Origin of the sequence: Marinitenerispora sediminis (genome assembly GCF_003336425.1) — a bacterium.
Classification (GTDB): Bacteria; Actinomycetota; Actinomycetes; order Streptosporangiales; family Streptosporangiaceae; genus Marinitenerispora; species Marinitenerispora sediminis.
This window is the reverse complement of sequence record NZ_QEIO01000049.1, coordinates 12,976-35,309: the sequence shown is the minus strand read 5'-3', so window position 1 is coordinate 35,309 and position 22,334 is coordinate 12,976. Positions and strand designations below refer to the sequence as shown.

Below are 22,334 nucleotides of genomic sequence, written 5' to 3'. Positions count from 1 at the left end.
GTCCCGGCCGCGCATGCTGGTGCCCGATCCCGGCCGGGACGCCGGGCCGGAGGAGCGGGCGGCCCGGGGAGTCGGCGGTGCCGAGCCGGTCGGCCGTGCTGTACCACCTGATGCACCTCGCGGTCACGCTCACCGAGACGGTGGGGGTGGGCGACGTCGTGGAGCAGGCCGTCGACCAGCTGATGCCGGCGCTGGGCGCCGAGGCCCTCGCGCTGATGACGGCGGAGGAGGGCCGGCTGCGGATCCACGGCTACCGCGGCTACTCGGCGGAGCTCATGGCCCGGTTCGACAACGTGCCGCTGAGTTCGACCACGCCGGCGGCCAATGTTCTGAACACCGGTGTGCCGTCCTTCTTCACGAGCTTCGCCGATCTCAGGCGCGCCTATCCGGCCGCCGTGTACCAGGACGGGATGGCGTCCTGGGCGTTCCTGCCCCTCATGGCGTCCGGCCGCGCGGTGGGGTCGCTGGTCCTGGCCTACGCGCGGCCCCGGAACTTCGCCGCGGGGGAGCGCGCCGTCCTCATGTCGCTGGCCGGGCTGGTCGCCCAGTCGCTGGACCGGGCGCGCCTCTTCGAGTCCAAGCGGGACCTCGCGCACCGCCTGCAGGCGGGGCTGCTCCCGCATGTCCTGCCGGACCTGCCGGGGCTGCGGGTGGCCGCCCGCTACCTGCCCGCCGGACGCGGCATGGGGATCGGCGGGGACTTCTACGACCTCATCCGGATCGGTCCGGCGGCCGCGGCGGCGGCCATCGGCGACGTCCAGGGGCACGACGTGGAGGCGGCGGCGCTCATGGGCCAGGTCCGCACGGCCGTGCACGCGCACGCCACCGCCGGCGCGTCGCCCAGCGAGGTGCTCACGTGCACGAACCGGCTGCTCACCGACCTCGACAGCGACCTGTTCGCCAGTTGCGTGTACGCGCGCATCGACCTGGCCGGGCACCGCGTCCGCCTCGCCAGCGCGGGCCATCCTCCGCCGCTGCTGCGCCGGCCCGACGGCCGTGCCGAGGCGGTGCGGGTGCCGCCGGGGCTGCTGCTGGGGATCGAGCCCGACGTGGAGTACCCGGCTGTCGACGTCGACCTTCCGCCCGGTGCGGTGCTCGCCCTCTACACCGACGGGCTGGTGGAGAGGCCCGGGGTGGACATCGAGCGCTCCACCGAGGTCCTCGCCGGCGAGTTGGCGCGCGCCGATCCGGGCGATCTGGACGCGGTGGCGAGTGCTCTCGTGCGCACCGCTCCGACCCGCGGCGACGACGTCGCGCTGCTCCTGGTGAGCCCGCAGGCCGCGGAGGGCGGCGCGCGGGCGGCTCCGTGCGGCTGGGGGGCGTCCTAGACTGCCCTGATGCTCGCGGAATCCTCCATCACTGTGAACGGCCGCCGGTTCGGGTACCTGGACTCCGGCGGCGGCGGTCCGGTGGTGCTGGCGCTGCACGGCCATTTCGGCCGGGGCCGGATCTTCGCGGACCTGGCGGTGGCGCTGCGGGGCCGCCACCGGCTGGTCGCGCTCGACCAGCGCGGGCACGGGCGCTCCGACAAGGGCGGGGACCTGCGGCCGGAGGCCTACGTGGCGGACGCCGCGGCGTTCGTGCGGGCGCTCGGCCTCGCGCCGGCCGCGGTGGTGGGGCACTCGATGGGCGGCGCGGTCGGCTACCTGCTCGCGGCCCGGCATCCGGAGCTGGTGCGGGCGCTGGTCGTCGTGGACATGGGCGCGGTCACCCGGGAGCCGGAGGTCGCGCACCCGGTCCTCGACGTCGGCGGGTGGCCGCGCCGCGCCGCCTCGCGCGCGGAGCTGGCGGCCGGCATCGCGGCCATGGGGATCCCCGACCCGGGCTACTTCATGGACAGCGCGGTGGAGTTCGCCGACGGCTGGGGGCTGCTGTTCGACTACGGGGACATGATGGCGTCGCAGCGGGCGCTGCTCGGCGACTACTGGCCGGAGTGGACAGCGGGGCGGCAGCCCGCGCTGCTGCTGCGCGGTGGCGCGAGCACGATCCTGTCGGCGTCGATGGCGCGGCGGATGGCGGAGCGCCGGCCCGGGACCGAGCTGGTGGAGTTCCCGGGGTGCGGGCACTGGCTGTACGCCGACGACCCGGGCGGGTTCGCCCGGGTCGTCGGCGGTTTCCTCGACCGGTGCGCGCGGGGGCGGTCAGTCGCGGGGGGAGGCGGTGGGCGCCGGCGGCGCGGCCACGTCGCCGGCCCGGCCGGCCGCCGGGGTGCGCCGGTCCAGCAGGCTGGAGGCGAGCGCGAGTCCCACCCCGACGACGGCGAGGGCGGCACCCAGCAGGTTCGGGGCGGTGTAGCCGTACCCGGCGGCGATCACGAGGCCGCCGAGCCAGGCGCCGACCGCGTTGGCGAAGTTGAGGGCGGCGTGGTTGAGCGCCGCGGCCAGGGAGGGCGCGTCCTTGGCGGCGTCCATGAGGCGGGTCTGCAGCGCGGGGATGAGTGTGCTCGCGATGAAGCCGAGCAGGAACACCGCGGCGACCGCGGCGGCGCGGTACTCGGCCACGGCGTGCAGCACGAGCAGCATCACGGCGATGCCGGTCATGCTGGCGAAGATGCTGGGCATCACGGCGCGGTCGGCCATCCGGCCGCCGACCAGGTTGCCGAGGGTCATGCCGACGCCGTAGACGGCGAGGATGAGGGTGACGGCTCGCTCGCCGAAGCCGGCGACGTCGGTCATCATCGGTGAGATGTAGCTGTAGGAGGCGAACATGCCGCCGAACCCGATGGCGCCCACGAGCAGGGTGAGCCAGACCTGGCCGCGGCCGAGCGCGCCCAGTTCGGCGCGCAGCGAGGCGCCGGCCCGCGGCGGCTGCGCCGGGACCAGGCGGGCCACGGCGGCCAGGGTGAGCAGGCCCAGGGCGGTGACGATCCAGAAGGCGGCGCGCCAGCCGAACTGCTGGCCGAGCAGGGTGGCGAGCGGGACGCCGATGATGTTGGCGACGGTGAGCCCCGCGATGACCATGGAGATGGCCTGCGCGCGCTTGGTGACGGGTACCAGGGAGGCGGCCACGACCGAGCCGATGCCGAAGAACGTGCCGTGCGGCAGCGCGGTGAGCACCCGCGCGGCGATCAGGACCTCGAAGGTGGGCGCGAGCGCGGCGACGAGGTTGCCGAGGGTGTAGAGCGCCATGAGGGCGAGCAGCAGCCGCTTGCGGTCGACGCGGGCGCCGAGGGCGGTGAGGAGCGGGGCTCCGACGACCACGCCGGCGGCGTAGGCGGAGATCATGTACCCGCCGACGGGGATGGAGACGCCGAACGCCTCGGCGACGTCGGGCAGCAGGCCCATCGCCATGAATTCGGTGCATCCGAAGCCGAACGTTCCGATGGCCAGGGCGAGCAGGGCGATGGGCACGGGGCGGCTCCCAGCGCGGTCAGGAGTGGAAGGGCGTACGCACGGTGCCGGGGTGTCCCGGGCACCTTCCAGCCAACACCGCGATCCGCCGGATTTCATTCCTTTTCCAGGGGTTTCGCCCTGTGAGAGAGCTCTCGTTTCCGTTGGCGCGCCGGGCCGCGCGCCGGCGCGGGCGCGTCCGGGCCCCCGCGGCGGGTGCGCGGGGCGGGGCTCATCGGCGGCGGCCGCCTGCCGCGCGGTCCCGGATCGGCCCCTGGGTGGCGGGGTTCAGGTCCGGTCGGGCAGCCCGGGGAGGCCGTCGATGCTCTCGGCGTTGCGGGTCCGCCAGTAGGTCTCGAAGTACTCCGGGTCCCGGCGCTCGTGCGACCGGTCCAGGATGTCGCGGTCCTGGCGCAGGTCCATCAGCGGCACCGAGTACCCGCAGGAGTCGGCGATCCGCCGCACGTCCACGACGATCACCGAGCGCTGGCCCAGCGTCCGCTCCTTGGGGAAGCGCCGGCGCAGTTCGGCGAACTCCGGATCGGTGGGCCGCACCACCCTGCCGTGCCCGTGCAGCCGCACGATCTTCGGCGGGCCGGCGAAGGCGCAGAACATGAGGACGATGCGACCGTTCTCCGCCAGGTGGGCGATGGTCTCGGCGCCGGAGCCGGTGTAGTCGAGGTAGCCGACCCGGTGCGCGTCGAGCACCGCGAACGTGCCGGCCATGCCCTTGGGGGAGACGTTGACGTGGCCCTCGGCGTCCAGCGGGGCGGTGCCGACGAAGAAGACGGGCTGGGAGAGCAGGAATTCGGCGAGGCGGTCGTCAATGGAGGGGTAGACCTTGGCCATGTCCGCCATTGTCTCAGCGCGGGCCCGACCGGCCCAGAACCCGGGGGGAGCCGGCTACGTCAGGCTGCCCCCTCCGGCGGGCGGGGCTCGGCCCCGGACCCGGGGCCGGCCGCCCCGCGCCCGCTGACCGGGCCGGCCAGGAAGCGAGACGAGGGGGCGCTACCCCGCCTCGGGACCGAACCGGCGCCGGTACGCCGAGGGGACCAGCCCCGTCTCGCGGCGCATCAGGGTGCGCAGGTTGGCGGCGGTGCCAAGCCCGCTGTTCCGTGCGACCATCTCCAAGCGTGATTCCCCCCGCTCGATCAGCCGGCATGCCAGGGCGACGCGTTCCCGGGTGAGCCAGGCTTTCGGCGTCGTGCCCAGCTGGGTCCGGAAGCGGCGGTGCAGCGTCGCCGGGCTGACCGAGGCGCGCCCCGCCAGGTCCGACACCGTCAGGGGTGTGTCCAGCCGCTCCTGTGCCCAGACCAGGACCGGTGCGAGGGACTCGTCCGGGATGTCGGGGACCGGACGCTCGATGAACTGGCGCTGCCCGCCGTCCCGGTGTGCCGCGAAGACCAGCCGCCGGCTGACGGAGTTGGCGATCTCCGCACCGTGGTCCCGGCGGACGATGTGCAGTCCGAGGTCGAGCGCCGCGGCGCTGCCGGCGGCGGTGAGAATGTCACCGTCGTCGACGAACAGCACCTCCTCTTCCAGCCGCACGGCGGGGAACCGGGCCCGGAAGGCGTCCGCCCACTGCCAGTGCGCGGTGGCCCGCCGCCCGTCGAGGACCCCGGCCTCGGCGAGCGTGAAGGCGCCGCTGCAGAACCCGACCAGCCTGGCCCCGCGCGCGTGCGCCCGCCGGACGGCGTCGAGGACGGCCGGGCGGCGGCGCACGTCGACATCGGGCCGGTTGGGAACGATCAGGGTGTCCGCCGAGTCGGCCGCCTCCAGACCGACGACTCCCGTGAGGGTGAAGAAGCCGTCCCGCATCAGCGTGCGCGGCTCGGGGGAGCACAGCCAGAAGTCGTACAGTTCGCGGCCGATCTCCGGTCTGCGCAGGCCGAAGACCTCGGTCGCGCAGCCGAGCTCGAAGGGGTTGGAGTTCTCGTCCACGATCACGACGACCCGGTGCGGGCCCGCCGGAGCGACCCCGTGAGAGGAATCTTGCGACATATGCAATTCCTAGCACTCCCCCAAGCCGTGCCCGACCAGCGAGGATTCCCTCATGAGCAACGACCCGATCCTCCTCAGCACAGCCCTGGCCTCCTTCGACGCCCTGTGGAGCCCGCACATCGTCAACCGCGTCAACGACTACGACGTACGCGTCGCCAAGGTGCAGGGCGAGCACATCTGGCACGCCCACGACAACACCGACGAGTTCTTCCTGGTGCTCGACGGGGAGCTGTACATCTCACTGCGCGAGCCGGAGGGGGAGCGCACAGTCCGGCTCCCCCGGGGCGCGGTCTTCACCGTCCCCCGGGGCACGGAGCACAAGCCGCACACCGCCACCGGCGCCGCCATCCTCATGTTCGAGCTCACGGGCACACCGTCGGTCGGTGACCGCCACGACGAGATCCCCGACCACGTCGACGCGACCACCGGGCACACGCTCGGATCCTGAGCGCCTGCGGCCCGCCCGTTCCCAACGCCCCCGACCGGGTGCGTGGGGGCGGGAGGACCCCGGTGCGGGCCTCGCGGCAGCGCCGCACGGCGCGCTCGGGAACGCGCGGCCACGCGCTTCGGGGCACCGATGAGCGGTGGCGCAGGTCCCGGCCGGGCACTCCGGCCGCCTGTGGTGCGGCCGGACCGAGGCCCGGCCGCGCGCCGCCGGGTGGCATCCGGGGCGGCGGGTGGACGTCGAGGGCTGGGCCGCCCTCCTCCCGGAGCGCGGCGGGTCCGTCCCGCATCCGGCGGCCCGCGCGTTCCTACGCGAGTTCGGCGGCCGGGAGTCACCGCACGCGGGGCCCGGCCGCAACGTGGCGCGGTCGGGTTTCCGGTTCGATCCGGTCCTCGCCGCCTACGACCACGAGATCTTCACGTGCCTCTCGCGCGGGATCACCGGCCGGCTGTACCCGCTCGGCGCCGTGGAGGGGCAACCGCTACCTCGCGATGGACGAGGCCGGGGTGGTGTACTCGCTCATGGACAGCATCGTGGTGCTCAGCCGCACCGCCGACGAGGCGGTCGACAACCTGTGCGAGGGGTTCCCGGCGTATCCGGCGTCGTGGTCCTGACCTGCGCTCGGCGGCACGGCGGCGGTGGGTCTCCACGACACGCGGGGGCACGGGGGCACGGCGTTGGGCTCAGCGGCCGGCCGCCGTGCGCGGCGGCCGGCCGGGGACCGCGGGTTCAGCCCGCCGGCCGGTCCCGCCAGGCGCCGGCCGCCGCCGCGGCCTTCGCGTAGTCGGCGAAGTCCGCCGGCTCGCGTCCGAGCACCTGCCGCACGCCGTCGGACACCGAGGCGTTGCGTCCGCGCCGGATGCCGTCGAGCAGGGCGGTGACGACGTCGGCGGCTTCCGCGGGCCAGCCCTGGCGGCCGAGGTCGGCGCGGAAGTCCCCGGCCTCGACGTGCGTGAAGCGCGCGGCGGGGCCGCCGGCGCGGGCGATCTCGGCGAGCGCGTCCGCCAACGTCAGCAGCCGGGGGCCGGTGATCTCGTACACGCGTCCGTCGTGGCCGTCCTCGGTCAGGACCGCCGCGGCGACCGCCGCGATGTCCTCGGCGTCGACGAACGGCACGGCGCCGTCGCCGGTGGGCAGCCGGAGTCCGCCCGCCAGGACGCCTTCGCGGAAGAAGTCCTCGCTGAAGTTCTGCGCGAACCAGTCCGGGCGCAGCATCGTCCAGCCCGCGCCGGAGTCGCGTACCGCCTGCTCGATGGCGCGGTAATGCGCGTGCTCCGGCTCCTCGACCTGGCGGAAGGACAGCAGGGCGAGGCGTTGGACCCCCTGGGCGGCCGCACGTTCGGCGAACGCGCGGACGGTCTCGGGGGCGTCCGCGGTGCCCGGTTCCACCACGTAGGCGGAGCGGACGTCGCGCAGGGCGGCGTCCCAGGTGGAGGTGTCGTGCCAGTCGAAGCGCTGGCCGGTGGAGCGGGAGAGGGCCCGCACGGGGTGGCCGCGCTCGCTCAGGTGGGCAGCCACCCGGCGGCCGGTCTTGCCGGTGCCGCCCAGGACGAGGATGGGTCGTTGTGTCATGGCCCCAGCCAACCGCGATTCCGGCGGGCCGGCCATGGCCGTGTCTCTCGCCCGCATACGCGCGCGTCCACGGTGGCGGCCCGCGGGGTGACGGGGGCGCGGAAGGTGCGGCGGGGCTCCGGCCTCGGCGTCGCCCGGACCCGATGCGGCGGTACCGGCCGGGTTCCGCGCCGTCGAGCGGGCGGCCTCCCGCAGCCGCTGCGCCGGGGCGGCCCGGTCCGTGCTCCGGGACGCGGCCGCCGGCGTGACGCAGCTCCTACCGCATGTGAGCGAGGCCGGGGGCGGTGCCCGCACGGCCCGCTCAGCGGAAGTCGGCGGCGTGGTCGCGCGCCCATTCCGCGAATGTGCGCGCCGGGCGGCCGGTGACCGCTTGGACGGTGTCGGTGACGAGGTCGGCCGCACCCGTGGTCATCTCGGCGTGGGCGCCGAGGATGCCGTCCACCACGTCGGCGGGCCAGCCGGTGGCGAGCATGTCCGCGCGGGCCTCGTGCGGTGGCTGCTCCTCGAAGCGGGTCGGGCGTTCGAGCGCCGTGCCGATGAGCCGCACCTGCTCGACCTGGGTCAGCGGTTCGGGACCGGTGAGGACGTGGACGGCGCCGGCGTGACCGTCGTCGAGGAGGGCGCGCACCGCGACCGCGGCGATGTCGGCCTCGTGGACCAGCGCCCGCGACGCTGCCCCGAAGGGGGCGCGCACCACGCCGGTGGCGCGGATCTGCTCCGCCCACTGCAGGGTGTTGGTCGCGAAGCCGCCGGCGCGCAGGAAGGTCCACTCCAGCCCGGTGGCCCGGACCAGCCGTTCGAGGTCGGCGTGGAAGGCGTTGATGGGGTCGGCCTGGACCTCGGCGTCGTCCTGGACTCCGGCGGAGGAGAGGTAGACGAGCCGGCTGGTGTGCGCGGCGATGCGCTCCAGGAGCGGCGGCGCGGCCTCGGCGGTGAGGAACGGCCAGACCAGGAACACCGCGCGCACCCCGTCCAGTGCCCCGGCCAGGCTGTCGGGGTCGGACAGGTCGCCGCGCAGCACGGTGACGCCGTCGGGCAGCCGGGCGGCGGCGGGATCGCGGGTGAGCGCCCGCACCGGGACGCCCTCCGCCCTCAGCTGGGTCACGACCTGCCGGCCGACGTTGCCGGTGGCGCCGGTCACCAGCACGGCGCGCGGCTCTGGCGTGTGCTCTGTCATGGGGTCCTCTTCCGTCGTGGCGCGGCCGGACGTGCCGCTCGGACGGACGCTAGGACGTCCAGTTAGGTCGAGGTCAAACCGGGGCGCCGGCCCTGGAGCTCGGGGGCCGCTCGCGGTTGACCTCGACTTTACTGGAGGTCCTATGGTCCTGCTGGGAGCACCCGATGGGCGTGGACACCGCCCCGGAAGGCTTCCGCCCGGCGGCCGTCGGTACCGGCCGCTACGATCCTCCCCGCTGCGAACGGAAGCCGGTGATGTGACGTGTCTATGGAAGTGGCCGCGTGGAACGCGCTCTACAACGCGATGCACGCGCAGGAGGACCAGCGGCCGTTCTCCGCGGCGACGCTGCGGCGGATGGCCTCCTTCGCCCGGCCACACCGCCGGGCCCTGACGTGGTTCCTGGTGCTCAGCGTCGTCTCGGCGGTCCTCGCGGTCGCCACCCCGGTGCTCGCCGGCGACGTGGTGGACGCGATCGACAAGGCCGCGGCGACCGACGTCGTCGTCGGCCTGGCGGTGCTGATCGCCGTCATCGCGGTGGCCGAGGCCGGGGTCGGCCTCGTCACGCGGCGGCTGTCGGCGGGCATCGGCGAGGGGCTGATCCTGGACCTGCGCACCGCCGTGTTCGACCACGTGCAGCGCATGCCCGTCGCGTTCTTCACGCGCACGCGCACCGGCGCGCTGGTCAGCCGGCTCAACAACGACGTGATCGGCGCGCAGCGCGCGTTCAGCGACACGCTCTCGGGGGTGGTCGCCAACTTCGTCACCCTCGTGCTGACCCTGGTCGTGATGGTCGGGATCTCCTGGCGCATCACGCTGCTCGCGATGCTGCTGCTCCCCGCGTTCGTGCTGCCCGCCCGGTGGATGGGCGCCCGGCTGGCGCGCCTGGAGCGGGAGTCGGCCAACCACAACTCGGTGATGAGCACCCAGATGACGGAGCGGTTCTCCGCGCCCGGCGCCACACTGGTGAAGCTGTTCGCCCAGCCGGCGTCGGAGTCCGCCGAGTTCGCGGCGCGGGCGCGGCGGGTGCGCGACATCGGCGTGCGGGTGGCCATGGTGCAGCAGGTGTTCGTCACCGTGCTGACGCTGGTGTCGGCCCTGGCACTGGCCCTCGTGTACGGGCTGGGCGGGTTCTACGCGCTCACCGGGCGGCTGGACGCGGGGGCGGTCGTGTCGCTCGCGCTGCTGCTCACCCGGCTGTACGCGCCGCTGACCTCGCTCGCCAACGCCCGGGTCGAGGTGATGAGCGCGCTGGTGAGCTTCCAGCGGGTGTTCGAGGTCCTCGACCTGGAGCCGCTGGTCGCCGAGAAGCCGGACGCCCGCCCGGTGCCGGACGGGCCGGTGTCGGTGGAGTTCGACCAGGTGCGGTTCGGCTACCCGTCGGCGGACAAGGTGTCGCTCGCGTCCCTGGAGGAGGTGGCCCGGCTCGACGCCCGCGGCGGCGAGGAGGTGCTGCACGACGTGTCGTTCCGCGCCGAACCCGGCCAGATGGTGGCGCTGGTGGGATCCTCGGGCGCCGGCAAGTCCACGATCGCGCAACTGCTGCCCCGGCTCTACGACGTCGACTCCGGGGCGGTCCGGCTGGCCGGCGTCGACGTGCGCGACCTCACCGCTGAATCGATCCGGCGGACCCTCGGGATGGTGACGCAGGACGGCCACCTGTTCCACGAGTCGATCCGCGCGAACCTCCTGCTGGCGCAGCCGGCGGCGACCGAGGAGGAGCTGTGGGAGGCGCTGGGCCGCGCCCGGCTCGCCGACCTCGTCGCCGCCCTGCCCGACGGGCTGGACACCGTCGTGGGCGAACGCGGCTACCGGCTCTCCGGCGGCGAACGCCAGCGGCTCACCATCGCCCGGCTGCTGCTGGCCCGCCCCCGTGTGGTGATCCTGGACGAGGCCACCGCGCACCTGGACTCCACCTCCGAGGCGGCGGTCCAGGAGGCCCTGGCCGAGGCGCTGGCCGGGCGCACCTCGGTGGTGATCGCGCACCGGCTGGCCACGGTCCGGGCGGCCGACCTGATCCTGGTGGTCGAGGAGGGCCGGATCGTCGAGCGCGGCACGCACACCGAGCTGCTCGCGGCCGGCGGTCGCTACGAGCAGCTGTACCGCACCCAGTTCCAGCCCGGCGGTGAGCGGGAGTCGGTGGGGTGAGCGCGACGGCGGGGGCGGACGGGCCGCACCGCCCCCGGCCGGCGGCTCCACCCGGAGTGGAGGTCTAGGATCACGCGGCAGGGCCACGGCACCGGCGCCGGACGTCCCGGCACCCGTGGACCCGCGGAGAAGGTGGGACGATGGCAGAGGAATCGGCAGAGGACGCCGCCCGCAGGCTGGTGGAGGAGGGGCGGCAGCCCCTGCGGGACCGGGAGGCGGCGAAACTGGGTGTCGACCCCTCGGACACGGTCGCCCTGGCGGCCGCGGTCTCCGCGGCCGCCGCCGGCGAGCGCGCCGAGCGGGCCCGTCGAGGGCCGTCCGGCCGACGTCTCCGGTGCGCGAACGCCGGGGCGAGCACGGCCTTCCCCGTCTCCGCGCCCGACGCGGAGGTGGCCTTGGCCAGCGCACCGACGCGCCGGCGCGCACGAGGGCGTATCTGACACGAGCGCCTCTGGTCCCGGCCGGCCGCCGCCACCACCCGCGCCATGAATCCCTGGAAGGAGGCGCTTTCGTGTCCCACGATCACGGAGATGTGTCAACGCAGGTCAGCGAGGCGTGCCCGATCAGTGAGGTCCTCGACCACGTCGCCGGCAAGTGGAGCATCGGCATCCTGGTCGCCGCCGCGCACGGCCCGATCCGCTTCACCGAGCTCGAACGCGCGGTCAGCGGCATCAGCCGGCGGATGCTCACGCTGAACCTGCGCAAGCTGGAGCGCGACGGGCTACTCGTCCGCACCGTCCATCCGACCGTCCCGCCCAAGGTGGAGTACAGCCTCACCCCCATGGCGAGGGAGCTGCACTCCTACCTGACCGGGCTGGTCGACTGGGCCGACCGGTACCGCGGCGCCATCACCCGGGCCCGCGCGGCCTACGACGGCGCCGCCGGGCCGGTCTGAGCCACCGCTGCCGGAGCGGCGGGCCGGCCGGTGCCCTAACCTCGTCACCGATGAGCCGTGATCCCGAACTCCTCCGCCCTGACTACTTCCCCGACCTCACCGACGAGGTGGAATACGCCTACGCCGCCGTCGTGCGCACGCCGCCGCGGACGATCTTCACCGCGGGTGCCTGCCCGCTCGACGCCGACGGCGCGACCGTCGCGGTCGGCGACTACGCGGGCCAGGCCGAGCAGGTGATGCGCAACCTCGCCGCGGCGCTGCGCGGCGCCGGCGCCGCGCTCACCGACGTGGTGAAGACGACGGTGTACGTGGCTTCCTCCGACCAGGCCGACCTCGTCGCGGCGTGGAAGGTCGTGCGCGCCCACTTCGGCGACCACGACGCCCCGAGCACGCTGCTCGGCGTGGCCGTCCTCGGCTACCCCGACCAGCTGGTCGAGGTGGAGGCCGTCGCCGTCACGCCGTGACCCCGGCCGCGCCGGCGGCGCGCGCCGCCACGGTGCGCAGGTGGGCCACCAGCTCCGGTGGTTCGTGCACCTCGAAGTCGCAGCCCAGCATGAGCAGCCACGCCGCTGACCGCTCCACGGTGTCGGCGTGGCCGCGCAGCCGGCAGCTGTGCGCGTCGATCGGCCGCACCTCGCCCGCCCCGGTGCCGAGCAACCGGGCGGCCTCCTCGGCCGGCAGCCGCAGCGTGGCCACCACCTCGTAGGTCGGCGCCATGCTGGACAGCTTGCGGGTGAGGAAGGCGGCCGCGTCGCGCTCGGGTGGTTCCCGGGGCGCGAACCGCGCGCCGGTCAGCCTGGAGTCCTCGATGCGGTCGGCGCGGAAGATCCGCCAGTCGTCGCGGTCGACGTCGTGCGCGAGCAGGTACCACCGGTGCCCGGCCGCCACGAGGCGGTACGGCTCGACCAGCCGCCTGGTCCGCTCGCCCTCCCGGGACTGGTAGCCGAACCGCACGCGCTCCCGGCCCGCGACGGCGGCGGCGAGTGTCGTCAGGTTGCGCGGGTCCACGCTGGGCCCGTTCTCGTCGGCCGGCATCGGCACCGTGGCGGTGCCGAGCGCGGCGACCCGGCGCCGCAGCCGGGAGGGCAGCACCTGCTCCAGTTTGGCCAGCGCCCGGACGGACGCCTCCTCGATTCCGGACACTGGGGCCCCGGACGCCGTGCGCAGGCCGACCGCGATCGCGACCGCCTCGTCGTCGTCCAGTAGCAACGGCGGCATGGCCGCGCCCGCGACCAGCTGGTAACCGCCGGCCGCGCCCCGCGTGGCCCGCACCGGATAGCCCAGCTCACGCAGCCGGTCGATGTCGCGGCGGATCGTGCGGGCGCTGACGCCCAGGCGTTCGGCCAGCTCGCTTCCGGGCCACTCGCGCGGGCTCTGCAGGAGGGACAGCAGGGTGAGCAGCCGCCCCGGGGTGTCGCTCATGGCCTCCAGTCTGCCGATATCTAGGACGGGAACCGTCCTGTATGCGCTCTACCTTCGGACTGTCCGCGAGTACGACCGTGAAGGAGCCCCCCGCGGTGAGCGACGAGATCCGCCCGTTCCGCATCGACATCCCGCAGGCCGACCTGGACGACCTGCGGGACCGGCTGAGCCGTACGCGCTGGCCCCGCCCGGTGGCGGAGGAGGGGTGGGGCCGCGGCGTACCCGCCGAGTACCTGCGCGAGGTGGCCGGCTACTGGCGCGACGGCTACGACTGGCGGCGCCACGAGGCGCTCCTGAACGAGTTCCCGCAGTTCACGACTGACGTCGACGGGCAGGAGGTGCACTTCCTGCACGTGCGCTCCGCTGAGCCCGGCGCGCTGCCGATCGTGCTGACGCACGGCTGGCCGAACTCGTTCGTGGAGTTCGCCGACCTGGTCGGCCGCCTCGCCGATCCGCGGGCGCACGGGGGTGATCCGTCCGACGCGTTCCACGTCGTCGTGCCGTCTCTTCCGGGGTTCGGGTTCTCCGCGCCGCCGCGCGGCACCGGGTGGGGCGCCGCGCGGGTCGCGCGGATCTGGGTGGAGCTGATGCGCCGGCTCGGCTACCAGCGGTACGGGGTCCAGGGCGGGGACTTCGGCGCCTACGTCGCCCCGGAGGTCGCCAGGGCCGACCCCGAGCGCGTCGTCGGCGTCTACATCACCGGCGGGATCGGCATGCCGGCCGAGGAGGACTTCGCCGAGCTGACCGCCGAGGAGCTCGCTGGGTTCGCCGGGACGGAGCGGTGGATGGAGGGCGTCGACCACCACGCGCTGCTGCGCGCGGCTCCGCAGACCTTCTCCTACGGGTGGCACGACTCCCCGGTGGCGCAGCTCGCCTGGCACCTGCAGAAGTTCTGGGACTTCTGCGTCGAGGACGCGCTGCCCACCGACGCCGTCGACCGCGACCTGCTCCTCACCAACACGACCCTGTACTGGCTGACCGGGACCTCGGGGTCGTCGTCCTGGCCGTACGCACCCGAGGAGAAGGCCGCGGAGAAGGGGTTCACCTGGCCGGAGGGCCAGAAGGCGGTGCCGACCGGCGTCTACTGCGGCCCGCCGGCGATCCGCCGACTGGCCGAACGGGACAACACCGTCGTGCACTGGCCGGAGAGCAACCCCGGACGGCACCACTTCGTGGCCATGGAGGTTCCGGACGCCTACGCCGCCGACGTCCGCGCGTTCTTCGGCAAGGTGCGCTGAGGCCGGCGCCGCTCCCGCCGTCCGGGACGGACGCACCCGCGCCGCGGCCGTTCAGCCGCCGAGCGCGCGGAGCAGGTCCGCCGAGCGCGCCACCCAGCCGAAGAGCCGCTCGACCAGCACCAGCGTCGACTCGTGGTGCTCTTCGCCCTGGATCTCGCCGGTGCAGTCGGCGAGGACGAGCGGTCGGTAGTCGCGGAACATCGCGTCCCGGACGGTCGACTCCAGGCAGACGCTGGTGGTGCAGCCCGTGACGAGCAGGTCGCGGACGCCGAGGCGCCGGAGGGCGGCGTCCAGTCCGGTGGCGTGGAAGCCGCTGAACCGGGTCTTGCTCAGCACGGTGTCGCCGGGCTCGGGTGCGAGTTCCGGCACGATCTCGGTGTTCCACGTGCCGCGGACGAGGATGCGCCCCACCGACCCGTCCGGCGCCGGCACGCGCCGGCCGACGCCCGCGGCGGTGTGGATCAGCTGGTTCTTGGAGCCGAGCGGCCCCATGTCCGAGAGGTCGGGAAGGTACTCGTGCCGCAGGTAGACCACCGGGACGCCGGCCCGGCGCGCGGCGGCCAGGACCCGCGCGGTGGGCGCGATCGCGGCGCGCAGGACGGAGATGTCGATGCCGGCCAGGTCGTTCCCGCCGCCCTTCGCGGCGAAGTCGTTCTGCATGTCGACCACGACCACCGCGGCCGCGGCGAGGTCCACCTCGACGGGCCCGGGCCTCGCCTCGACCACGGCGAGACGTCCGGCCGCGGACGCGGTTTCCTGGTGCATGGGCGGTCCTCCCTCGGTTGCCCGCCGGGCGGCCGCAGTGTCGCGCGGACGCCCACAGGAGCATCAACTTCACATGTTGTGTAGTTCGGAAACTACACAGGCCGTGCACTAATGTGCAACAGTCGAGGCGTGACCGACCCCATCACCGAACCCCGGAACGCGCGAAGCCGGCGCACCCGGACCGCCGTCCTGGCCGCCGCCCGCGCCATCCTCGAAGAGCGCGGCCCCGCGGCACTGACCATGGCCGAGGCGGCCGAACGCGCCGGCGTCACCCGGCGCGCCGTCTACCTGCACTTCTCCTCCCGGACCGAGCTGGTCATCGCGCTCTTCGACTACCTCGCCGAGGAGGAGGGCCTGCACGAGTCGGTGCGCCGCGTGTGGCAGCGGCCCGACTCCGTCGCCGGACTGGAGGAGTGGGCCCGGCACCTCGCCCGGTACCACCCGCGCGTGCTGGCCGTCGACCAGGCGGTCCGGCGCGTCCGCAACCAGGACCCCGACGCCGCCCGGCACTACCGGCGCGCGACCGAGTCCCAGCGCGCGAACTGCCGCCGGCTGGCCGAGTGGCTGGCACACGAGGGCCGGCTGGCGCCGGCGTGGACCGCGGACAGCGCCACCGACATGCTCTGGGCACTCATCTCCTCCGACCTGATCGAGGCCCTGCACGTCGAACGGGGCTGGTCGGAGGACCAGCTCGCCGGGCACCTCGCCCTGATGTTCCGACGGACCTTCGTCGACCCGGCGGGGGTAGCGGGATCCGCCGCGGCGAAGTGAGCGGACCTGCCCGGTCGCGCCCCGGACCCCGGCCTGGCGCCGCTCCGGCCGGTCCGGCGCTTTCGAGCGGCGACCGCCACGAGTAACCTTCAACGCGGTATCCAGCACAGCGTCGGACGGGGGACCGATGACGGCCGCGGAGGGCGACCTGCGCCCCGTCGATCTGGCGCGCGCAGCGGGTGTGTCGACCCAGCAGGTCCGCAACTACGAGGACGCCGGAATCCTGCCGCCCGCGCCCCGTACCCCCGCCGGCTACCGCAGGTTCGGCCCGCGGCACCTACGGGCGCTGCTCACCTACCGGGCGATGGTGAAGGGATACGGGCCCATCAGCGCGCACGCGATCATGCTCGCCGTCCACTCCGGGGAGGTCGACCGGGCGCTCGCACTCGTGGACGCCGCCCACGCGGCGCTGCACGAGCAGCGGCTGTCGCTCGCCGCGGCCGGTGAGGCGCTGCAGGCGCTCGCGGGCCGGCCGGCGGACACCGCGCCGCCGGCCCGGAGCGCCCTGCGCATCGGCGAGGTGGCCGCCCACCTCGGTGTGCGCACCTCCGCCCTGCGGGTGTGGGAGGCGGCGGGGCTGCTGACGCCGCGCCGGGAGCCCGGCACCTCCTACCGCCACTACGGCCCGACCGATGTCCGGGACGCACGGCTCATCCACCTCCTGCGGCAGAGCCGTTACCCGCTTCCCCGGATCCGGCCCGTACTCGACGACCTGCGGCGCACGGGCGGCAGCGACGCCCTGCGCGCGGCGATCGCCCGGCAGCACGCCGACCTGGCCCGGCGCACCACGGCCATGCTCGACGGCGCCGGCCACCTGCACCGCTACCTGGCTGAACAGAGCGCCGTCGACGGGGGCGGCCCCGCCGCGGCGCCCTCCCACCCGGCCTCCACGGCGGCGCGGCGCCCCGAGGCGCCCTGACGGAGTCCTGATGAGGGAACCGCCGCGCGGCACGGGGTCACCTCAGACCGGCCGCCAGCAGGAAGACCGCCGTGCCGTGGGCGAGAGCGGCCGGGACCACACCGTGGCGCATCCGCAGCAGCGCGCAGATCAGCCCCTCATAGAGCGTGAAGGCGAGCAGCGGCCACCCGATGTCGGTGACGGTGGTGGCGAGGAAGACATGGCAGGCCGCGAACACCGCCGCCGACAGCAGCGCGGCGCGCAGGGGGGAGACGTCGCGTTCCAGGCGGCCCTGGAGGAGTCCGCGGAACAGAACTTCCTCCGCGAGGTTGCCGGCCATGGAGAACCAGAGCAGGAACGGCAGCAGACCGAGGGCGACGGCTCCGCCGCGCTCAGCCAGCGGGACCGGCGCCGTCAGCGCGAGCACGGGAGCGGCGGCCAGGACGCCCCCGCCCGCCCCCACGGCCAGGGTCACGGCGGAGGGCCGGCCCCACACCACCAGCGCCCGGAGCCGCGGCGCCCAGACCAGCACCGCCGCGGTCAGTGCGAGGGTGAGGACGCCGAAGACGGTCAGGACCACGGCGTCGTCGGACAGGCGCAGCCACACGCCGTACCCGGCCGTTCCGAGCCGCCACAGCCCGGTGGGGGTCATGGTGTCGCGGATCAGGACGAAGCCGAGGACGAGCAGCCCGATGGGCAGCAGCGGATCGGTGCGGCCGCGCGCCAGCAGCAGGCACGCGGCGATGAGAGCGAGGCCGGGCAGGATGCGCGCGGTGTAGGAGAGCAGGTCGGTGAGTGCGTCCATCGGGTCTCCGCGTGGGGGTAGGGGGAATGGCGCGGGCGGCGGCCGGTGGAAGAAATGCCGCGCCGGTGCTGGCCGCGGGCGCGGTGGCGGAAAATCCAGCGGGCGCGCCCCTGGCCGTGAAACGGATGCGGGAAAGCGGCGCCCGCCGCTTTCCCGCATCCGGCGCCGGTCACCTGACCGGAGGCCCCGCCCGCCTCGGTGGCGGCTCACCACCCAGGTATTTCCGCTGTTGAGCGGAGTTCGGTCGGGCCGAGCGGGCGGATGGGAAGCTCCCTCCTCCGGCGCGCCCGACGTTACCGAGAAAGCGCGGAGCGGGCAATTCTTGTCCTTCGCCGAATAGAAAAGGAAAAGCATTCCTGGATGGCGGGTTGGCGGTGCTTCGCCGATTTGTTGGGCGGCGCTGCCGAATTGTGCAGCGCTGCCGAATTGTGCGGTGCGCCGTGACCGCGGAGATCGGCGGCATGGGGGAGGGCGCCCGTGTCCGCCAGGTGCCCGGGGCGGTGGCCGGCCCGCTGGTTTGACCTTGACGTTACGTCAACTTCTAGCCTCGGGGCCATGTCGATCACTGTTCTTGACACGTACTTCGCTATGAGGCGGATCCTGCTGGCTCCCACCGCGGACCGCGCCGATCTGCTGCGTTCGATGCTGGAGCCCACGAGGGGCATGTACCGCTACTACCCCGGCGAGGTCGACCTGCTAGCCCTGCACCTCGAAGGGGCCGGGTTCCCCATCGACCGCGACGAGGAGCGCTGCCTCGACGCGCTCGAAACCCTGGCGGCGGCCGGAGCCTGGGAGCGGATGCAACGTGCTTTCGACGACGCCCTCACCGTACTGCTGGACGCGGTGCCGGGGCTGGAGGCCCCGGACATCACCGTGCTGCTCGTGCTCGGCGATCCGGGTGACGAGCACTTCATGGGTCCCTGCCTCGGCCTGACCGGGTTCGGCGGCATCTCGGGCCACATCGTGGTCACGCTCTGGCCCTTCCCCGAGAACGTGGAGCGCCTGGAGGCCACCTCCGTGCACGAACTCCACCACAACCTGCGGTTCGGACCGGGCGGGGTGGTGTGGGACCCGATGACCGTGACGGTCGGCGATCACATCGTCTCCGAGGGCCTGGCCGACGCCTTCGCCCGGCAACTCTACGGTGACGAGCTCGGCCACACCCGCATCGGCGTGCCGCACCTGCACGACGACGAGGTCTTCGGCAAGGTCCTCACCGGGCTCGACGTCACGGGCATGCAGAACTTCACCCCCTGGGTGCACGGCGACCCCAGCGCCGAGCGCTTCGGCCTCACCCCGGTGGGACTGCCGATGGGCGCCGGGTACGCGGCGGGCAACCGGCTGGTCGACACCTACCTGGCGGCGACCGGCCAGACGGCGGCGCAGCTCCTGCACGCCGACAGCTCGGAGGTCATCGCGGCCACGCTGCGCCGCGGGTGACACTGGAGGGATGGAGTGGACGATCCAGGAACTCGCGACGAGGGCGGGCATCACCAGCCGCACCCTGCGTCACTACGACAGCATCGGGCTCCTGGCCCCGTCCCGGGTCGGGGAGAACGGGTACCGCTACTACAACCCCGCGGCGGTCGCCCGGCTGCAGCGGATCCTGCTCATGCGCCGGCTCGGTATGAGCCTGCCGGCCATCGCCGAGGTCCTGGCCGACGAGGTGGACGCGCGCGAGGGGCTCCGCGCCCACATCGCCGCACTTGAGGAGGAACGGGACCGCATCGAGCGGCAGATCCAGTCGGTCCGTCACACGCTCCAGGCCCTGCAGGCGGGGGCGGAGCCGCGGATGGACGTCATGCTGGCCGGGTTCAACGACCGCTACAAGGACGAGGTGGTCGCGCGCTGGGGCGAGCGCGCGTTCCAGGCGAGCAACGACTGGTGGCACGGCAAGAGCCTTGACCAGCAGCAGGCCTGGAAGCGGGCCACCGAAGACCTCGTCGCCGCATGGGTCGCCGCGGCGAAGGCCGGGGTCTCTCCCGCATCGGAGCACGCTCAGTCACTGGCCGCCCGGCACGTCCAGTGGCTGAGCCAGATCCCGGGCACCCCCACGGCGGACGGCGACCGGGAGCGCTCGATCGAGATGGTGAGCTGCCTGGGGGACATGTACGTGGACGACCCCCGCTTCGCCGGCATGTACGACGACGCCGCAGGGGCGGCGTTCGTCCGCGACGCACTGCAGATGTACGCGCGGACCCGGATGTAGCTCACGAGGTTCGCGGAGATACCGAGTTCCGGCACCCGGTTGCCCTGGCGCGACCCCGGCCGAGCGACCGGCCCGGAACGGGTACTCGGGCGCCTGACGTGGCCACGTGACTTGGCCACATGGCCAAGGAACCGACCTGGTGCGCGGCCGCGGTGCGGCGGCCGCCGAGGCGGTGGATGTGGAGCTCGTTGCCCCGAGCCCGGTCGGGGCCGCGAGCCTGTGCCGCCACTCCGCCGCTGACGGCGGCCCGGTGGGCGCTGGCGCGGAGTCGTGCGGCGATGTCGCGTCGGCGGTCGTCGGCCAGGGCGAGCGCGAGGTCCAGGATCAGGCACCAGGACCGATGAGGATGGAATCAGCTCATGGTGCCGCTCCCCTGAGGAACAGGTTCACGGCAGTGTGCGTGAGGTCGTCGAGTCGCTCGACGCTGATCGCTCCAGTGGTGACCAGAGTGGTGATGCCGTTAATCGTCGCGTACAGGATGAGTCCGATCTCCTCGGGCGGGCCCTCCCGCAAGATGCTCTGGGCTTGCCCCTCACGGATGAGCACCTTGATTGGCTCGAATGCCGCCTCGGCCGCAAGCGGGCCGCTCTCCGCGCCTGCGCGGTGTTTGGTGGCGTTCATCAACTCCAGCAGCGCGGCGTTCTCTATGGCGAAGTGCGCGAATGCGGACCCGGCACGTCGGATTCGTGCGGGGACATCATCCTCCCCCTCAGCGATGGCGTGCCGGATTCTCTCACCCAGCCGGGTGAAACCGGACTGGGCCAACGCGTCGAGCAGGTCTTGCCGTTCGGGGAAATGCCTGCGTGGGGCGCCATGACTGACCCCGACCTCCCTGGCGAGGTCGCGGAGTGACAGTCGGGCCACGCCGTGGGTGCGCAGCCGACGTTCGGCGGCTTCGAGGAGAGCAGCGCGAAGATCCCCGTGATGATACCGGTGCCGATCTGGCCGAGCGTTCATGCGTGCAACATTACCCGACTATGTAGTCATTGACTACAACGTAGTCAATGACTACATTGCGACCATGTCCTCATTCACCACAGCTGATGTCCCGTCGTTGAGCGGACGCACCGTTGTCGTCACCGGAGCCAGCGGCGGGGTGGGCCGTGTCACCGCGACCGTGCTCGCCGCGAAAGGTGCGCGAGTCATCCTGGCCGTGCGCAGCGAGGAGAAGGGCCACGCTGCAGCGGCCACGATGGACGGCGACACCGAGGTTCGCCGTCTCGATCTAGCGGATCTGTCGTCCGTCCGCGCATTCGCTGAGTCCCTCACCGAGCCGATCGATGTGCTGATCAACAACGCGGGCATCTCGATCCCACCCTTGGAACGCACCGCGGACGGGTTCGAGTCGCAGTTCGGGACCAACCACCTCGGACACTTCGCTCTGACGAACCTGCTGCTACCCCAGGTGCGGGACCGCGTGGTCATCATCGGCTCACTCGCGCATCTCATCGGCAGGATCGACTTCACCGACCTCAACTGGCACCGCAGGAGGTATCGCCCCTATCCCGCATACGGCCAGTCCAAGCTCGCGAACCACCTCACCGCACACGAACTGCAACGGCGTCTCTCTTCGGTCGGTTCGTCGGTGATCTCGGTCGTAGCCCACCCGGGGATCGCCACGACGAACCTGATGAACGTCGAGGGTCGCGGGCTCAGGTACCGGATCGAGAGGTCCGTCATCCACACCATCGCGCAACCTGCCGAAGCCGGAGCGCTGCCAAGCATCTACGCCGCTGTCGCCGAGATCCCGGGCGGCAGCTCCATCGGCCCCAGTCGTCTGATGGGACTGCGCGGCGCCCCCGCCCCTGCCAAACGCGCGATAAAAACGCACAGATCGGATGATGCACGCCGTTTGTGGAAGGAATCAGAAAGACTCACCGGCACCGTCTTTCCCTTCGACACTGACCAGCCGCGAGCGGCCTCGGGTCGATGACACCGCCCGAGAAGAACGAACTCATCGTCGTCTCCGGAGCGCCGACGGGCATCGACGCTGCCACGGCCTGCGGGCCCGCCCCTGCGGCTACCACGTCGTCGCGGGAGTACACCAGGCCATGGAAGCGAACACGATGACCGACTCCTCCAGGCCACGTTGATCAGATCGGCCGGATTGTCCTTGGACTGCACCGCCTTGCGGATCGCCTCCTCGGCGACGCGGCGAACCCGGGCCGCGTCGTAGGTGATGCCCAGCCGGTCGGTTACTTTGCGGCTCGCCGCAGCTTCGGGAGAACTGGGCCTTGAAGACAGAGCGCCAACAGATGTGACAGTCGCCGGGGCTCGCCGTTCCGTTCCTACTCGGACCCCGTCCTGTCCGGGAGCGACCGGCCGTCGCTGGGCCCGCGGGGGCGTGGCGCTGAGCGCCGCACTCGTGGCGATCACCGGGTAGGCGGCGCGCCGGACCAGCGCATTCTCGGACGGGAGGGCGCTGGAGCTCCGCGTCTCCGGGCCTTTCCCGGCCCCGGGCCGCACGGCAACGGCGCGCATTCGGGGACCTGCGGTCGCCGGGTCCTCTCGCCGCCCAGTTTTGTAACGTAGCGTTGATATCGTCACATTAAAACGAAATACGTTAGTGGCCCACGAAACAAATCCTTCAGGGGGTGGATTTCTGACCGCCGATAAGTGAACTTTATCGGCGGCCAGGCCGGAGAAGGCGGAAAACCGGCCG

General features: G+C 73.3%; 22 protein-coding genes and 2 pseudogenes. 15 read left to right on the top strand and 9 right to left on the bottom strand.

Annotated elements, in window-relative coordinates; all coding sequences use genetic code 11:
- Both DEF28_RS11845 and DEF28_RS11840 read left to right on the top strand, forming a co-directional pair.
- The coding region (locus DEF28_RS11845) for a PP2C family protein-serine/threonine phosphatase (protein ID WP_114446140.1) at nt 1-1,328 on the top strand (1,328 nt) is incomplete at its 5' end.
- A 9-nt stretch (nt 1,329-1,337) separates the two neighbouring features.
- Nucleotides 1,338-2,090, top strand: a pseudogene (locus tag DEF28_RS11840) (alpha/beta fold hydrolase); the annotation flags it as partial.
- A 51-nt stretch (nt 2,091-2,141) separates the two neighbouring features.
- On the opposite strand, the gene DEF28_RS11835 reads toward DEF28_RS11840, so the two are convergent.
- From DEF28_RS11835 to DEF28_RS11825, 3 genes are all read right to left on the bottom strand, one after another.
- Nucleotides 2,142-3,350 carry an MFS transporter gene (locus DEF28_RS11835; RefSeq protein ID WP_114396731.1) on the bottom strand — a complete coding sequence of 403 codons (1,209 nt, stop codon included), beginning with the start codon at nt 3,348-3,350 and terminating at the stop codon, nt 2,142-2,144.
- A gap of 267 nt (nt 3,351-3,617) precedes the next feature.
- Entirely contained in the window at nt 3,618-4,178 is a 561-nt protein-coding gene (locus tag DEF28_RS11830) for a pyridoxamine 5'-phosphate oxidase family protein (protein WP_114396738.1), read from the bottom strand.
- A gap of 159 nt (nt 4,179-4,337) precedes the next feature.
- Nucleotides 4,338-5,330: a GlxA family transcriptional regulator gene (locus DEF28_RS11825; protein ID WP_114396730.1), complete on the bottom strand. Its 993-nt coding sequence runs from the start codon at nt 5,328-5,330 to the stop codon at nt 4,338-4,340.
- A gap of 52 nt (nt 5,331-5,382) precedes the next feature.
- Here DEF28_RS11825 and DEF28_RS11820 point away from each other — a divergent pair, with 52 nt between their 5' ends.
- From DEF28_RS11820 to DEF28_RS28810, 3 genes and pseudogenes are all read left to right on the top strand, one after another.
- A complete protein-coding gene (locus tag DEF28_RS11820; protein WP_114396729.1) occupies nt 5,383-5,778 on the top strand; it encodes a cupin domain-containing protein in 396 nt (131 codons plus the stop codon).
- Between the two features lie 136 nt (nt 5,779-5,914).
- Nucleotides 5,915-6,238 (top strand): annotated as a pseudogene (locus DEF28_RS29065) (SUKH-3 domain-containing protein); the annotation flags it as partial.
- Nucleotides 6,239-6,266: 28 nt separating this feature from the next.
- Nucleotides 6,267-6,389, top strand: coding sequence for a hypothetical protein (locus DEF28_RS28810; protein ID WP_258861872.1), 123 nt, complete (start codon nt 6,267-6,269; stop codon nt 6,387-6,389).
- A gap of 115 nt (nt 6,390-6,504) precedes the next feature.
- On the opposite strand, the gene DEF28_RS11810 is transcribed toward DEF28_RS28810, so the two are convergent.
- Entirely contained in the window at nt 6,505-7,347 is an 843-nt protein-coding gene (locus DEF28_RS11810; RefSeq protein ID WP_114396727.1) for an NmrA family NAD(P)-binding protein, read from the bottom strand.
- Nucleotides 7,348-7,648: 301 nt separating this feature from the next.
- Nucleotides 7,649-8,524, bottom strand: coding sequence for an NAD(P)H-binding protein (locus DEF28_RS11805; RefSeq protein ID WP_114396726.1), 876 nt, complete (start codon nt 8,522-8,524; stop codon nt 7,649-7,651).
- A 261-nt stretch (nt 8,525-8,785) separates the two neighbouring features.
- Here DEF28_RS11805 and DEF28_RS11800 point away from each other — a divergent pair, with 261 nt between their 5' ends.
- From DEF28_RS11800 to DEF28_RS11785, 4 genes are all read left to right on the top strand, one after another.
- Nucleotides 8,786-10,669 carry an ABC transporter ATP-binding protein gene (locus DEF28_RS11800; RefSeq protein ID WP_114396725.1) on the top strand — a complete coding sequence of 628 codons (1,884 nt, stop codon included), beginning with the start codon at nt 8,786-8,788 and terminating at the stop codon, nt 10,667-10,669.
- Between the two features lie 140 nt (nt 10,670-10,809).
- Nucleotides 10,810-11,109, top strand: coding sequence for a hypothetical protein (locus tag DEF28_RS11795; RefSeq protein WP_114396724.1), 300 nt, complete (start codon nt 10,810-10,812; stop codon nt 11,107-11,109).
- A 71-nt stretch (nt 11,110-11,180) separates the two neighbouring features.
- Complete coding sequence (locus DEF28_RS11790) at nt 11,181-11,564, top strand: winged helix-turn-helix transcriptional regulator (protein ID WP_199493229.1); 384 nt, start codon at nt 11,181-11,183, stop codon at nt 11,562-11,564.
- A gap of 50 nt (nt 11,565-11,614) precedes the next feature.
- Nucleotides 11,615-12,028, top strand: coding sequence for a RidA family protein (locus DEF28_RS11785; RefSeq protein ID WP_114396722.1), 414 nt, complete (start codon nt 11,615-11,617; stop codon nt 12,026-12,028).
- Here the strand turns inward: DEF28_RS11785 and DEF28_RS11780 are convergent.
- A complete protein-coding gene (locus tag DEF28_RS11780; RefSeq protein WP_114396721.1) occupies nt 12,018-12,986 on the bottom strand; it encodes a helix-turn-helix transcriptional regulator in 969 nt (322 codons plus the stop codon). The two genes, DEF28_RS11785 and DEF28_RS11780, sit on opposite strands and share 11 nt — an antisense overlap.
- A gap of 95 nt (nt 12,987-13,081) precedes the next feature.
- Here DEF28_RS11780 and DEF28_RS11775 point away from each other — a divergent pair, with 95 nt between their 5' ends.
- A complete protein-coding gene (locus DEF28_RS11775) occupies nt 13,082-14,224 on the top strand; it encodes an epoxide hydrolase family protein (RefSeq protein ID WP_114396720.1) in 1,143 nt (380 codons plus the stop codon).
- A 51-nt stretch (nt 14,225-14,275) separates the two neighbouring features.
- On the opposite strand, the gene DEF28_RS11770 is transcribed toward DEF28_RS11775, so the two are convergent.
- The gene (locus tag DEF28_RS11770; protein WP_114396719.1) at nt 14,276-14,989 is read right to left on the bottom strand and encodes a cysteine hydrolase family protein; all 714 of its coding nucleotides are present in this window, start codon (nt 14,987-14,989) and stop codon (nt 14,276-14,278) included.
- 129 nt (nt 14,990-15,118) lie between these two features.
- On the opposite strand from DEF28_RS11770, the gene DEF28_RS11765 reads away from it, so the two are divergent.
- Complete coding sequence (locus DEF28_RS11765; protein ID WP_158562798.1) at nt 15,119-15,760, top strand: TetR/AcrR family transcriptional regulator; 642 nt, start codon at nt 15,119-15,121, stop codon at nt 15,758-15,760.
- Between the two features lie 127 nt (nt 15,761-15,887).
- Nucleotides 15,888-16,679 carry a MerR family transcriptional regulator gene (locus tag DEF28_RS11760; protein WP_114396717.1) on the top strand — a complete coding sequence of 264 codons (792 nt, stop codon included), beginning with the start codon at nt 15,888-15,890 and terminating at the stop codon, nt 16,677-16,679.
- Nucleotides 16,680-16,716: 37 nt separating this feature from the next.
- Here the strand turns inward: DEF28_RS11760 and DEF28_RS11755 are convergent, their stop codons facing one another.
- Complete coding sequence (locus DEF28_RS11755) at nt 16,717-17,463, bottom strand: CPBP family intramembrane glutamic endopeptidase (RefSeq protein ID WP_114396716.1); 747 nt, start codon at nt 17,461-17,463, stop codon at nt 16,717-16,719.
- A gap of 555 nt (nt 17,464-18,018) precedes the next feature.
- Between DEF28_RS11755 and DEF28_RS11750 the strand changes: the two genes are divergently transcribed.
- Together DEF28_RS11750 and DEF28_RS11745 are read left to right on the top strand one after the other, a co-directional pair.
- A complete protein-coding gene (locus tag DEF28_RS11750) occupies nt 18,019-18,903 on the top strand; it encodes a DUF2268 domain-containing protein (protein ID WP_114396715.1) in 885 nt (294 codons plus the stop codon).
- 10 nt (nt 18,904-18,913) lie between these two features.
- On the top strand, nt 18,914-19,672 hold the full coding sequence (locus DEF28_RS11745; RefSeq protein WP_114396714.1) for a MerR family transcriptional regulator: 759 nt from the start codon (nt 18,914-18,916) through the stop codon (nt 19,670-19,672).
- Nucleotides 19,673-20,029: 357 nt separating this feature from the next.
- Here DEF28_RS11745 and DEF28_RS11740 read toward each other — a convergent pair whose 3' ends face one another.
- Entirely contained in the window at nt 20,030-20,629 is a 600-nt protein-coding gene (locus DEF28_RS11740; protein WP_114396713.1) for a TetR/AcrR family transcriptional regulator, read from the bottom strand.
- Nucleotides 20,630-20,693: 64 nt separating this feature from the next.
- Here DEF28_RS11740 and DEF28_RS11735 point away from each other — a divergent pair, with 64 nt between their 5' ends.
- Nucleotides 20,694-21,605 (top strand): oxidoreductase, encoded by a 912-nt coding sequence (locus tag DEF28_RS11735; protein WP_114396712.1) that lies wholly within the window; start codon nt 20,694-20,696, stop codon nt 21,603-21,605.
- The last annotated feature ends 729 nt before the right edge of the window (nt 21,606-22,334 follow it).

What these genes read in the sequence shown, in the direction of transcription:
- DEF28_RS11830 (WP_114396738.1), bottom strand. Translation starts at nt 4,178, where the DNA reads ATGGCCAAGGTCTACCCCTCCATTGACGACCGCCTCGCCGAATTCCTG.
- DEF28_RS11825 (WP_114396730.1), bottom strand. Translation starts at nt 5,330, where the DNA reads ATGTCGCAAGATTCCTCTCACGGGGTCGCTCCGGCGGGCCCGCACCGG.
- DEF28_RS11820 (WP_114396729.1), top strand. Translation starts at nt 5,383, where the DNA reads ATGAGCAACGACCCGATCCTCCTCAGCACAGCCCTGGCCTCCTTCGAC.
- DEF28_RS28810 (WP_258861872.1), top strand. Translation starts at nt 6,267, where the DNA reads ATGGACGAGGCCGGGGTGGTGTACTCGCTCATGGACAGCATCGTGGTG.
- DEF28_RS11810 (WP_114396727.1), bottom strand. Translation starts at nt 7,347, where the DNA reads ATGACACAACGACCCATCCTCGTCCTGGGCGGCACCGGCAAGACCGGC.
- DEF28_RS11805 (WP_114396726.1), bottom strand. Translation starts at nt 8,524, where the DNA reads ATGACAGAGCACACGCCAGAGCCGCGCGCCGTGCTGGTGACCGGCGCC.
- DEF28_RS11795 (WP_114396724.1), top strand. Translation starts at nt 10,810, where the DNA reads ATGGCAGAGGAATCGGCAGAGGACGCCGCCCGCAGGCTGGTGGAGGAG.
- DEF28_RS11785 (WP_114396722.1), top strand. Translation starts at nt 11,615, where the DNA reads ATGAGCCGTGATCCCGAACTCCTCCGCCCTGACTACTTCCCCGACCTC.
- DEF28_RS11780 (WP_114396721.1), bottom strand. Translation starts at nt 12,986, where the DNA reads ATGAGCGACACCCCGGGGCGGCTGCTCACCCTGCTGTCCCTCCTGCAG.
- DEF28_RS11770 (WP_114396719.1), bottom strand. Translation starts at nt 14,989, where the DNA reads ATGCACCAGGAAACCGCGTCCGCGGCCGGACGTCTCGCCGTGGTCGAG.
- DEF28_RS11760 (WP_114396717.1), top strand. Translation starts at nt 15,888, where the DNA reads ATGACGGCCGCGGAGGGCGACCTGCGCCCCGTCGATCTGGCGCGCGCA.
- DEF28_RS11755 (WP_114396716.1), bottom strand. Translation starts at nt 17,463, where the DNA reads ATGGACGCACTCACCGACCTGCTCTCCTACACCGCGCGCATCCTGCCC.
- DEF28_RS11750 (WP_114396715.1), top strand. Translation starts at nt 18,019, where the DNA reads ATGTCGATCACTGTTCTTGACACGTACTTCGCTATGAGGCGGATCCTG.
- DEF28_RS11745 (WP_114396714.1), top strand. Translation starts at nt 18,914, where the DNA reads ATGGAGTGGACGATCCAGGAACTCGCGACGAGGGCGGGCATCACCAGC.
- DEF28_RS11740 (WP_114396713.1), bottom strand. Translation starts at nt 20,629, where the DNA reads ATGAACGCTCGGCCAGATCGGCACCGGTATCATCACGGGGATCTTCGC.
- DEF28_RS11735 (WP_114396712.1), top strand. Translation starts at nt 20,694, where the DNA reads ATGTCCTCATTCACCACAGCTGATGTCCCGTCGTTGAGCGGACGCACC.